Source organism: Pseudomonas sp. IT-P253, from assembly GCF_949768125.1.
Taxonomy (GTDB): Bacteria; Pseudomonadota; Gammaproteobacteria; order Pseudomonadales; family Pseudomonadaceae; genus Aquipseudomonas.
This window is the reverse complement of sequence record NZ_CATKPT010000055.1, coordinates 281,293-293,117: the sequence shown is the minus strand read 5'-3', so window position 1 is coordinate 293,117 and position 11,825 is coordinate 281,293. Positions and strand designations below refer to the sequence as shown.

Sequence of the window (11,825 nt, the reverse complement as noted above, 5' to 3'; positions counted from 1 at the left end):
GTTGGGGTTGGAACGAGCTTGCCGGGTCTTTGCTGCAATGAACAGACTCAAAAACCAATCAGCCAACACAAAACCTTGTAGGAGCGAGCTCGCTCGCGATAGTCGTCAACGATAACGCGGCAAGACTGACACCCCGCAGCGTCTTCGAATTCATCGTCGGAACGCCGCCCGGAGCAAGCTCGCTCCTACAAGGGATCAGCAGGCACAAAAAAGCCGCTCGGAAGCGGCTTTTTCGCTGGAGATGAAGGCTTACTTCAAGCCGGACATCTTCGAGATTGCGCCTTTCAACTCGGCATCCGAGCAGTCGGCACAGGTGCCTTTTGGCGGCATGGAGTTGATGCCGGTGATGGCTTTGGCCAGCAGGCCATCAATCCCGCCTTGCTCTTTGGCACGTTTGCCCCAGTCAGCCGCGTCGCCGATTTTCGGCGATCCCAGCAGGCCGGTACCGTGGCAAGCGTTGCAATGTTTTGCAATTACTTCGTCAGGTGTCTTGGCACCACCACCGCCGCCTGCCGCAGCCGCGACGTCCATCCCCTTGCACTCTTGACCCTGAACGCAGACCTGGCCGACAGGCTCAAGGCGCTTGGCGATATCGTCGTTGGTCGCCGCTTGAGCGCTAACTGCCCAAAGGGCCAATACGGTTGCTGGTACGGCCAGCATTTTCATAATTAGGTTCACGCGTTCACCCTCAATGGTGGCTAGTCACGCCTACGGCCACGGTTCGCAGGCGGGCGCAAGTATAGCGGTAAGCCCGCCACACTGAAACAACCCCAAAGTCGAAGGGGTCTTGTTGTGCAACGGAAAAACAGCACGGGTGCCTCGGCCATGCTGGCAGGGCGCCTCTTTGGTTAAAAGTTTGCTGGAGTCGCTGCGCTGATTAGTCGCGCCGGCGCATCGAACGGATTTCGGAAACGATGCGGCTTGGTACTTTCAAAGTAGTAGCTATCGCCAGCTTCGAGCACAAAAGTTTCCAGCCCGACCACCAGCTCAAGTCGCCCTTCGAGCAGAATTCCGGTTTCCTCACCTTCATGGGTGAGCATCTCGTCACCGGTGTCGGCGCCGGGGGGATAGATTTCGTTGAGGAACGCGATGGCACGGCTCGGGTGACCCCGGCCGACCAGTTTCATGGTCACTGCACCATCGGAAATATCGATCAGCTCGTTGGCTTTGTAGACGATCTGAGTCGGCTTTTCCTCCAGGATTTCTTCGGAAAAGAACTCGACCATGGACATGGGAATCCCGCCCAACACCTTGCGCAGCGAACTGATCGAAGGGCTGACGCTGTTTTTCTCGATCATCGAAATGGTGCTGTTGGTGACACCCGCGCGCTTGGCGAGCTCACGCTGGGAAAGACCTTTGAGCTTACGGATCGATTGCAGTCGTTCACCGACGTCCAAGCTTGCGCCTCCAGGAATTCAGGTTGTTGGAATATTGAGCGTTATCATGGCGACAGCGTTCAGTATTTACAACACTTTGACCTGAATCCTCTTCGGTGAAACGACTTTCGATTCGGGCTACCTGCGCCTAGCTCCCGGAATAGAGCCGTGGCACCCGGCGCAGGTTGCAGAAGATCTGATAAGGAATCGTATCAGCGGCCGCGGCCACGTCGCTGGCCAGGATGTTTTTGCCCCACAACTCGACGGTCGAACCGAGACCGGCTTGCGGCACATCGGTCAAATCAATACACAGCATATCCATCGACACCCGGCCAATTAACTGGCTGCGTTGCCCGGCGACCAGCACCGGGGTTCCGGTCGGTGTCTGACGCGGGTAGCCATCGGCATAACCCATGGCCACCACGCCAACGCGCATTGGCTTCTGGGTAATGAACCTGGCGCCGTAACCAATCGGCTCACCGGCCGGCAGTTCACGCACACAAATGACTTTCGATTCCAGCGTCATCACCGGTTGCAGGCGCGAGGCCACGGCGTTGGCTTCTTCGAATGGGGTGGCGCCGTAGAGCATGATGCCCGGGCGAACCCAATCACTCGGAATCTGCGGCCAACCCATCACCGCCGGCGAGTTGCGCAGGCTGATTTCCGCCGACAAACCCTGACGTGCCGCTTCGAACACCGCGACCTGCTCGGCACTGGCCTGGCTGTTCAGTTCATCGGCACGGGCGAAGTGGCTCATCAGCACGATCTTCGCGACCTTGCCGCTGGCCAGAAGCCGTTGATAGGCCGCCTGGTAATCCTTCGGATGCAGTCCGACCCGGTGCATGCCCGAATCGAGCTTGAGCCAGACCGTGATCGGCTTGCTCAGTGTGGCTTTTTCTATGGCCTCGAGTTGCCACAGCGAATGCACCACACACCAGAAATCATGTTCGACGATCAGCGAGAGCTCATCGGCTTCGAAAAAACCTTCCAGCAGCAATACCGGCGCCCGAATGCCCGCAGCGCGCAGTTCCAACGCTTCTTCGATGCAGGCCACCGCAAACCCGTCCGCCTCGGCTTCCAGCGCCTGGGCGCAACGCACCGCGCCATGGCCGTAGGCATCGGCCTTGATCACCGCGAGGGCCTTGGCCCCCGTGACTTCACGGGCGATTTGGTAATTGTGACGCAGGGCTTGAAGGTCGATCAGGGCACGGGCAGGACGCATGGCGGCAGACTTCTGGTCGGTCATTGGGAATAAAAACCGGCGCTGGCTGACGGCGTTAACCGCCTGCTGCACCGGGAGAGGGATCTTTCTGAGCAACTTATTTCAGAGCAGTTACGGCAGAGCGGCCACAACCGACAGCTCGACCAGTATGTGCGGTTCGCACAGTTTCGATTCAACCGTCGCGCGGGCCGGGGCGGCGCCTTTTGGCAGCCACGTATCCCACACCGCGTTCATGCCTTCAAAGTGTGCGTCTATATCTTTCAGGTAGATGGTGACTGACAACAGGTGGTTTTTGTCAGTCCCGGCCAGATCAAGCAGACGCTCGATGTTGGCCAGGGTTTCACGGGTCTGCTGTTCAATCCCCGCGCTCAGGTCATCGCCGACCTGCCCTGCCAGATACACCGTTCCATTGTGAGCGACGATCTGACTCATGCGCTCATTGGTGAGCTGGCGCTGGATTGCCATGTTTTGCGGACTCCTGAATTTTTTTGCCATAACGGGAAATATCGAGGCCTTCAGCGCTGATCTGCGGCGTTTTCTTCGCCATCAGGTCAGCCAGCAAACGGCCGGAACCGCACGCCATAGTCCAGCCGAGCGTACCGTGACCCGTGTTCAAGAACAGGTTACTGAACGGCGTGGCACCCACGATTGGCGTGCCGTCCGGGGTGGTCGGACGCAGACCGGTCCAGAAGCTCGCCTGGGCCAGATCGCCGCCCTGAGGATAAAGGTCGTTGACGATCATCTCCAGGGTTTCGCGCCGACGCGGGTTCAGCGATAGGTCAAAACCGGCTATCTCAGCCATGCCACCGACGCGAATGCGGTTGTCGAAACGGGTGATCGCGACTTTGTAGGTCTCGTCGAGAATGGTCGACGTGGGTGCCATCGCCGGATTGGTGATCGGCACGGTCAGCGAGTAGCCCTTGAGCGGATACACCGGCGCCTTGATGCCCAGTGGCTTAAGCAACTGCGGCGAGTAGCTGCCCAGCGCCAGCACGTAGCGGTCGGCAGTTTCCAGCTTGCCGTCGATCCACACACCATTGATGCGATCACCGGCGTAGTCGAGCTTCTGGATGTCTTGACCGAAACGGAATTCCACACCCAGTTTCACAGCCATTTCGGCCAGGCGAGTGGTGAAAATCTGGCAGTCACCCGTCTGGTCATTCGGCAGGCGCAACGCACCGGCGAGAATGTCAGTGACGCTGGCCAATGCGGGTTCGACGCGGGCAATGCCGGCGCGGTCGAGCAATTCGAACGGCACGCCGGACTCTTTCAGAACGGCGATGTCTTTTGCGGCGCCGTCGAGCTGAGCCTGGGTGCGGAACAGTTGGGTCGTACCGAGGCTACGGCCTTCGTAGGCAATACCGGTTTCGGCGCGCAGTTCGTCAAGGCAGTCACGGCTGTACTCGGACAGGCGGACCATGCGCTCTTTGTTCACCGCGTAACGGCTGGCGGTGCAGTTGCGCAACATCTGTGCCATCCACAGGTATTGGTCGATGTCGGCAGTGGCCTTGATCGCCAAAGGCGCATGGCGTTGCAGCAGCCACTTGATGGCCTTGAGCGGCACGCCAGGCGCGGCCCACGGCGAGGCATAACCCGGCGAGACCTGCCCGGCGTTGGCGAAACTGGTCTCCATGGCAGCGGCCGGCTGACGGTCCACGACCACCACTTCAAATCCGGCGCGTGCCAGATAATAAGCACTGGCGGTACCGATGACGCCGCTACCCAAGACCATAACGCGCATTTTCATATCCCTCATCGCGGCTTACCGCTGACGTTGTTTGTTCAAAGCATTAGATGTGCGCAGTGTAAAAAAGATTAGGCAGTGCTTTTCACTATATAAGTGCCTATATTTGGCGAGAATTCTCGGCAAAAACGCTTTTCACGGAGGCGCATCCCCTATGCGTACCAACACTCAAACCAAACGCGAGCTGGACAAGATCGACCGTAATATCTTGCGGATCCTGCAAACAGACGGGCGCATCTCCTTCACCGAGCTGGGGGAAAAGGTCGGGCTCTCGACCACGCCCTGTACCGAGCGGGTCCGGCGCCTGGAGCGCGAAGGGATCATCATGGGCTACAACGCCCGACTCAATCCGCAGCACCTCAAGGGTAGTCTCCTGGTGTTCGTCGAGATCAGCCTCGACTACAAATCCGGCGATACGTTCGAAGAGTTCCGACGCGCAGTGCTGAAATTGCCCCACGTGCTGGAATGCCATTTGGTATCAGGGGATTTCGACTATCTGGTGAAGGCGCGGATCTCCGAGATGGCCTCGTACCGCAAGCTGCTGGGCGACATATTGCTCAAGCTCCCGCATGTGCGCGAATCCAAGAGCTATATCGTGATGGAAGAGGTGAAAGAGAGCTTGAACCTGCCGATTCCGGATTGAAGTGCCACCTGGTCTGGCGCCTTCGCGAGCAGGCTCGCTCCCACAGGTACCGTGGCGTCCTTGTGGGAGCGAGCCCGCTCGCGAAGGCAGGCGACTCGGTCTTCCCTTAGACGAGGACCTGCCGAGTCGAAGCCATGTATTCGTGGATCTGCTTCTCGACCCGTGGATGAATCAGCTCCACCGGCCCCCGCCCATTGGGGCATGGCAAGGTCTTGGTGGTGCCAAACAATCGGCAGATCAGTGGACGCTCGTCATACACGGTGCAGCCATTGGGCCCAAGATGGACGCAATTGAGCTCATCCATCGCCGCATCCTGTTCGGCGCGTGTCTTGCGCGGCAGGCGGGACATTTCTTCCGGCGAAGTGGTCACCGGCCCACAGCAGTCATGGCAGCCGGGCACACACTCGAACGAGGGAATCTGCTGGCGAAGCGTGCGGATTTTCTGACTGTTGCAACTCATCGAAGCGGTGCCGAAAGCGGAATAGAGCGGGATTCTGCCGCAAAAAACCCGATCCAGACAGCACCAACCGACCAGTGTTGCCCGCGCTCGAGGGTCCGGCTTATGCTCCGTCAAATTTTCTAAACACACAGAATCAGGATGATGCGCATGAACGCCCGTGCCCAGCACGTTGCCTCTTACTACGCCGCCAGCAGTCTGCCGCAGCCTGATTATCCAGCGCTCGCGGGCGAGCTGGTCGCGGATGTGTGCGTGGTTGGCGGTGGGTTTTCCGGGCTGAACACGGCGCTCGAACTGGCCGAGCGCGGCCTCAGCGTGGTGCTGCTCGAAGCCCGCAAAATCGGTTGGGGCGCCAGCGGACGCAATGGTGGGCAACTGATTCGCGGCATTGGCCATGGACTCGATCAATTCGCCAACGTCATCGGTGCGCAAGGCGTGCGTCAGATGAAACTCATGGGGCTCGAAGCGGTGGAAATCGTCCGACAGCGAATCGAGCGTTTTCAGATCCCTTGCGACCTGACCTGGGGCTACTGCGACCTCGCCAACAAACCTCGTGACCTCGAAGGCTTCGCCGAAGACGCCGAAGAACTGCGCAGCCTCGGTTACCGTTACGAAACCCGCTTACTGCAAGCCCACGAAATGCCCAGCGTGGTGGGTTCCGACCGATACGTCGGTGGCCTGATCGACAGGGGTTCGGGGCATCTTCACCCATTGAACCTGGCCCTTGGCGAAGCCGCTGCCGCACAACAATTGGGCGCCAGGCTGTTCGAACAATCGGCGGTTACCCGCATCGATTATGGCCCCGAGATCAAGGTTCATACCGCTCAAGGCTCGGTCCGCGCCAAGACCTTGGTGCTGGGCTGTAATGCCTACCTCAACGGGCTCAATCCCGAACTCAGCGGCAAAGTGCTGCCCGCCGGCAGCTACATCATTGCCACCGAACCCTTGAGCGAAGCACAGGCGCACGCCTTGCTGCCGCAAAACATGGCCGTCTGCGATCAACGAGTAGCGCTGGATTACTACCGGCTCTCGGCGGACCGACGCTTGCTGTTCGGCGGCGCCTGCCATTATTCAGGTCGCGACCCACAGGACATCGCGGCCTATATGCGGCCGAAGATGCTGGAGGTTTTCCCGCAACTGGCCGGGGTGAAAATCGACTATCAATGGGGCGGAATGATTGGCATTGGTGCGAATCGCCTGCCACAGATCGGTCGGCTCAAGGACCAGCCGAATGTGTATTACGCCCAGGCTTATTCGGGTCATGGGGTAAATGCCACGCACCTGGCGGGCAAGCTGTTGGCTGAAGCGATCAGCGGGCAGCAGAGCGGTGGGTTCGATTTGTTTGCCAAAGTGCCGCACATCACTTTTCCGGGAGGAAAGCATTTGCGCTCGCCGTTGTTGGCGTTGGGGATGTTGTGGCATCGGCTTAAAGAGTTGGTCTGAGACACTGTCTGTGTTGCTTCAGGCCTCATCGCGAGCAAGCTCGCTCCTACAGAGGTTTTGTGAACGACACAGATCACCTGTGGGAGCGAGCTTGCTCGCGAAAGGGCCGGCAGAAACACCATAGATTTCACATCCGCCAGAACGGTCTTAACCCCTCCTCCCGCGCCTGCTCACGGCTCAATCCGACATCCTTGAGCTGCTGGGGTGTCAGCTCCAGCAACGCCTTGCGCGTGTGCAGACGATGCCAGAACAGCCCCCAACGACCCAGGCCGGACGGTGCATTGCGCATGACCGCCTCACGCGCGCCATTGATTTGCCCTGCCGCCAGCTCCTGACTGTATAAGGTCAGCCGCACATCGCTCAAGCCGCTCATTTCTATCGCTCCTGTTTACTTGGGTAGCCAGAGCTTTCATGATGCGGGGACGGCAAAAAGCATTACAGATTCAAAATATCTGTATTAACTCCATACAGATTTGCCATTTTGACCTCTGAATCATAAATTTTTACCTGATCTGTACTGCTCAAGTGAATAACCCTACCGAGACTGCGCCATGACCCTGTACGTCAATCTCGCCGAATTGCTCGGCACGCGTATCGAACAGGGCTTCTATCGCCCCGGTGACCGGCTGCCATCGGTGCGGGCCTTGAGTGTCGAACACGGGGTCAGCCTGAGTACGGTGCAGCAGGCCTATCGCGTGCTGGAAGACAGCGGACTGGCGACTCCGAAACCGAAATCCGGGTATTTCGTACCGGTGAGCCGAGCGCTGCCCGAGCTGCCAGCCATTGGCCGGCCGGCCCAGCGACCGGTGGATATTTCCCAGTGGGATCAAGTGCTGGAGTTGATCCGCGCGGTGCCGCGCAAGGATGTGGTGCAACTGGGTCGCGGTATGCCGGACATCACTACGCCGACGATGAAACCACTGCTGCGAGGCCTGGCGCGTATCAGCCGCCGGCAGGACATGCCCGGACTGTATTACGACAACATCCACGGCACCCTGGAACTGCGCGAACAGATCGCCCGCCTGATGCTCGATTCGGGCTGCCAGTTGAGCGCCAGCGAGCTGGTGGTCACCACCGGTTGCCACGAAGCACTGTCCACCAGCATTCGGGCGATTTGCGAACCGGGAGACATCGTCGCGGTAGATTCGCCAAGCTTTCACGGCGCCATGCAGACCCTCAAGGGCCTGGGCATGAAAGCCCTCGAGATTCCCACCGACCCGCTCACCGGGATCAGCCTTGATGCGCTGGAACTGGCATTGGAACAATGGCCGATCAAAGCCATACAGTTGACTCCGAACTGTAATAACCCGCTGGGCTACATCATGCCCGAGTCGCGTAAACGTGCCTTGTTAACGCTTGCCCAGCGCTTCGACGTGGCGATTATCGAAGACGATGTGTATGGCGAACTCGCCTACACCTATCCGCGTCCACGTACGATCAAATCCTTCGACGAAGACGGCCGCGTCCTGCTGTGCAGTTCATTCTCCAAGACACTCGCACCGGGATTGCGGATCGGCTGGGTTGCGCCGGGCCGGTATCTGGAACGGGTGCTGCACATGAAATACATCAGCACGGGCTCTACGGCTCCACAACCGCAAATCGCGATTGCGGAATTCCTCAAGGCTGGGCACTTCGAACCGCATTTGCGGCGAATGCGCAGCCAATACCAACGCAATCGCGACATGATGATCGATTGGGTCAGCCGGTATTTCCCGACCGGCACCCGCGCGAGTCGCCCGCAAGGCAGTTTCATGCTCTGGGTCGAACTGCCGGAAAGTTTCGACACCCTGAAACTGAATCGCGCCTTGCACGATCAGGGCGTACAGATTGCCGTCGGCAGTATCTTTTCCGCCTCGGGCAAGTACCGCAATTGCCTGCGCATGAACTACGCTGCCAAGCCGACACCACTGATTGAGGAAGCGGTACGCAAGGTCGGCGCCGCAGCAATCAAATTGCTGGCAGAAACTAACCGCATCACCGACTAACCTTACCAGTAAGCCAGCTTCCATAAGCCGACATCTACCGCCAATCGGAACGATCCCACGTGAGAATCAGACCGCCCCTGCTTGCTCTTCTGTTACTCGCTTCGCTCCTTGGCGGTTGCGCCAGCGTCCACGTTCAGCGCGAACCCAGCCAGACGCTACCCGCCAGCGACTCGGCGTTTGGCCGGTCAATCCAGGCCCAGGCCGCCCCCCACCAAGGGCAATCCGGCTTTCGACTGCTGCCCGACAGTACCGAAGCCTTTACGGCCCGCGCCGAGCTGATCCGCAACGCCAAAAGCAGTCTTGATTTGCAGTACTACATCGTCCACGACGGCATCAGTACACGGATGCTGGTGGACGAACTGCTCAAGGCTGCCGACCGTGGCGTGCGCGTACGAATCCTGCTCGATGACACCACCAGCGACGGTCTGGACTGGATCATCGCCACGCTCGCGGCACATCCGCAGATCCAGATCCGCCTGTTCAACCCGCTGCACCTGGGCCGCAGCACCGGTGTCACGCGAACCGTGGGCCGACTGTTCAACTTGTCGCAGCAACACCGGCGCATGCACAACAAGCTGTGGCTGGCGGACAACAGCGTGGCGATTGTCGGCGGGCGCAACCTGGGGGACGAGTATTTCGATGCCGAGCCCAACCTGAATTTCACCGACATCGACCTGCTCGGCGTCGGCCCGGTTGCCGAGCAACTGGGGCACAGTTTTGACCAGTACTGGAACAGTGCGCTGAGCAAGCCAATCAATGAGTTCCTCACGAACAAGCCGACCACCAAGGACCTGGAAAATACCCGCACCCAGCTGGAAAAATCCCTGAAAGAAACGCGCAAACAGAATCACGCGCTCTATCGGCAGATGATGACCTACGCCACGCACCCGCGCCTGGACATCTGGCGCAGGGAGTTGATCTGGGCCCGGAGCCAGGCATTGTGGGATGCACCGAGCAAGGTGCTGGCCGACGGCAAACCCGACCCGCAGTTGCTGCTGACCACGCAGTTGGCGCCTGAGCTCAACGGGGTCAGCAAAGAGCTGATCATGATTGCGGCATACTTCGTACCCGGCCAACCGGGAGTGGTGTACCTGACCGGGCGTGCCGATTCTGGCGTCTCGGTGAGGCTGCTGACCAACTCACTGGAGGCCACTGATGTGCCGGCGGTGCATGGTGGTTACGCGCCCTATCGCAAGGTACTGCTGGAGCACGGCGTGCAATTGTTCGAATTGCGTCGACAGCCCGGCGGCGGCAGTGGCAGTGGCAGCGGACCGCTTGTTTTTGCCAGCAAATCCTCGCCGAATTCCGATTCCAGCCTGCACAGCAAGGCAATGATCTTCGACCAGCAGAAATCGTTCATTGGCTCGTTCAACCTCGACCCACGGTCAGTACTGTGGAACACCGAAGTCGGCGTGCTGGTGGACAGCCCGGCACTCGCGACCCGTGTCCGCGAACTGGCACTGCAGGGCATGGCGCCGCCTTTGAGTTATCAGGTGAAACTGGAACAAGGCAAGATCGTCTGGGTCACCGAAGATGACGGCAAGATGCACACCCTGACCAGGGAGCCGGGTAGCTGGTGGCGGCGCTTCAACGCCTGGATAAGCACCACCGTTGGCCTGGAGCGGATGCTCTGACAGCCGACAAAAAACTTTGTGGGAGCGAGCCTGCTCCGGGCGGCGCTCCGACGAAGGCGTCATGCCAGCCAATACAGATGCTGAATGAAACACCGCTTTCGCGAGCAGGCTCGCTTGTATGTTTAGACTTGAAGGGGTGTGGCTGAGCTGTAGGCATCAAGCAGGCTCGGTCACGGCGCCAAATGCCCCTTGGCGCGACACCAGAATCACCAACCCAAACGCACCGGCCGCCATCAGCAATGGCAATGCATGCCCACTGATCCATTGGCTGCCGGCACCGGCTGCCAGTGGCCCGACCAGACAGCCAATTCCCCACAGCTGCGCGATGTGAGCATTGGCCCGCACCAGCGCATCGTCGCGGTATCGCTCGCCGATCAGGATCAGTGACAAGGTGAACAGCCCCCCGGCACTGGCGCCGAATAACACCCACAACGGCCAGATCATCAACGTGTCGATCAGCAGCGGAATCGCCAGGCTGGACAGCAGCAAAACCACTGCACACCCGGTGAACAGCGTGCGTCGCGACAAGCGATCAGCCAACGCCCCTATCGGCAGCTGCAGCAAGGCGTCGCCGACCACCACCGTGCTGACCATCGCCAGGGCGATCTCCGCCGTGAAGCCCTGACGCAAGCAATACACCGGTAGCAAGGTCAAGATCATCGCTTCAAACGCCGCGAACAACGAAACCGCCCAGGCAATCGCCGGCAGGCTTCGGCAGAAACCCAGCAAGTCACCGAAGGTCACACTACTGGCTTCGCTGCTGGGCGCGCCACTGCGGCCCAGCAACAGCAACGGCGCCGCCACCAGCAAACCGACGCCGACCCAGAAACCATAATCCTGCTCGGTGCCCAAGGCTCCCAACAACAATGGCCCGCCCAACTGACTCAATGCGTAGGTGCTGCCATACAGCGCCACCAGCCGCCCACGCCATTGCTCGACCACCAGCTGATTGATCCAGCTTTCACCGAGAATGAAGACCAGGGTCAGCGCCACCCCGATCATCAATCGCAGCAGCAGCCAGATCGGATAACTCGGCAATAGCGCCAGCAAACCAATGGACAATGCCCCGGCCCACAGGCACAGGCGCATCAGATTGGCCGTACCGAGACGCGCCGCCAGGTGGCTGGAGATTTTCGCGCCCAGCAAGACGCCAATCGCAGGCATCGCCGCCATCACGCCGATCGCGAACGAACCGTAACCCCAGCTTTCCAGGCGAAACGACACCAGCGGCATGCTGACACCCAAGGCCAGGCCGACACTCAGGACCGACGCCAACACGGCGAAATAAGTCGCCCAACGCATGTTCCACGCTCCTGTGGAT

General features: G+C 59.6%; 12 protein-coding genes. 4 read left to right on the top strand and 8 right to left on the bottom strand.

Features of this window, described 5'->3' with window-relative positions:
• Positions 1–249 precede the first annotated feature (249 nt).
• The 5 genes from ACM6IR_RS23775 to dadA form a co-directional block, all read right to left on the bottom strand.
• Positions 250–666 carry a c-type cytochrome gene (locus ACM6IR_RS23775; protein ID WP_414909983.1) on the bottom strand — a complete coding sequence of 139 codons (417 nt, stop codon included), beginning with the start codon at positions 664–666 and terminating at the stop codon, positions 250–252.
• A gap of 182 nt (positions 667–848) precedes the next feature.
• Entirely contained in the window at positions 849–1,397 is a 549-nt protein-coding gene (locus ACM6IR_RS23770) for a cupin domain-containing protein (RefSeq protein ID WP_414909946.1), read from the bottom strand.
• Between the two features lie 127 nt (positions 1,398–1,524).
• The gene (alr, locus tag ACM6IR_RS23765) at positions 1,525–2,598 is read right to left on the bottom strand and encodes an alanine racemase (protein WP_414909945.1); all 1,074 of its coding nucleotides are present in this window, start codon (positions 2,596–2,598) and stop codon (positions 1,525–1,527) included.
• A gap of 111 nt (positions 2,599–2,709) precedes the next feature.
• On the bottom strand, positions 2,710–3,063 hold the full coding sequence (locus tag ACM6IR_RS23760) for a RidA family protein (RefSeq protein WP_414909944.1): 354 nt from the start codon (positions 3,061–3,063) through the stop codon (positions 2,710–2,712).
• Positions 3,035–4,339, bottom strand: coding sequence for a D-amino acid dehydrogenase (dadA, locus tag ACM6IR_RS23755; RefSeq protein WP_414909943.1), 1,305 nt, complete (start codon positions 4,337–4,339; stop codon positions 3,035–3,037). Before dadA ends, ACM6IR_RS23760 begins: the two co-directional genes overlap by 29 nt.
• A gap of 157 nt (positions 4,340–4,496) precedes the next feature.
• Here dadA and ACM6IR_RS23750 point away from each other — a divergent pair, with 157 nt between their 5' ends.
• Entirely contained in the window at positions 4,497–4,985 is a 489-nt protein-coding gene (locus ACM6IR_RS23750; RefSeq protein ID WP_003176896.1) for an Lrp/AsnC ligand binding domain-containing protein, read from the top strand.
• A 106-nt stretch (positions 4,986–5,091) separates the two neighbouring features.
• On the opposite strand, the gene ACM6IR_RS23745 is transcribed toward ACM6IR_RS23750, so the two are convergent.
• Positions 5,092–5,445: a YkgJ family cysteine cluster protein gene (locus ACM6IR_RS23745; protein WP_007947437.1), complete on the bottom strand. Its 354-nt coding sequence runs from the start codon at positions 5,443–5,445 to the stop codon at positions 5,092–5,094.
• A gap of 147 nt (positions 5,446–5,592) precedes the next feature.
• Here ACM6IR_RS23745 and ACM6IR_RS23740 point away from each other — a divergent pair, with 147 nt between their 5' ends.
• Positions 5,593–6,885 carry an NAD(P)/FAD-dependent oxidoreductase gene (locus ACM6IR_RS23740; protein ID WP_414909942.1) on the top strand — a complete coding sequence of 431 codons (1,293 nt, stop codon included), beginning with the start codon at positions 5,593–5,595 and terminating at the stop codon, positions 6,883–6,885.
• 127 nt (positions 6,886–7,012) lie between these two features.
• Here ACM6IR_RS23740 and ACM6IR_RS23735 read toward each other — a convergent pair whose 3' ends face one another.
• Positions 7,013–7,258, bottom strand: coding sequence for a DUF1127 domain-containing protein (locus ACM6IR_RS23735; RefSeq protein WP_414909941.1), 246 nt, complete (start codon positions 7,256–7,258; stop codon positions 7,013–7,015).
• Between the two features lie 178 nt (positions 7,259–7,436).
• Between ACM6IR_RS23735 and ACM6IR_RS23730 the strand changes: the two genes are divergently transcribed.
• Together ACM6IR_RS23730 and ACM6IR_RS23725 are read left to right on the top strand one after the other, a co-directional pair.
• A complete protein-coding gene (locus ACM6IR_RS23730; RefSeq protein ID WP_414909940.1) occupies positions 7,437–8,870 on the top strand; it encodes a PLP-dependent aminotransferase family protein in 1,434 nt (477 codons plus the stop codon).
• Positions 8,871–8,929: 59 nt separating this feature from the next.
• Complete coding sequence (locus ACM6IR_RS23725) at positions 8,930–10,504, top strand: phospholipase D family protein (protein ID WP_414909939.1); 1,575 nt, start codon at positions 8,930–8,932, stop codon at positions 10,502–10,504.
• Between the two features lie 156 nt (positions 10,505–10,660).
• Here ACM6IR_RS23725 and ACM6IR_RS23720 read toward each other — a convergent pair whose 3' ends face one another.
• Positions 10,661–11,806 carry an MFS transporter gene (locus ACM6IR_RS23720; RefSeq protein ID WP_414909938.1) on the bottom strand — a complete coding sequence of 382 codons (1,146 nt, stop codon included), beginning with the start codon at positions 11,804–11,806 and terminating at the stop codon, positions 10,661–10,663.
• Positions 11,807–11,825 lie beyond the last annotated feature (19 nt).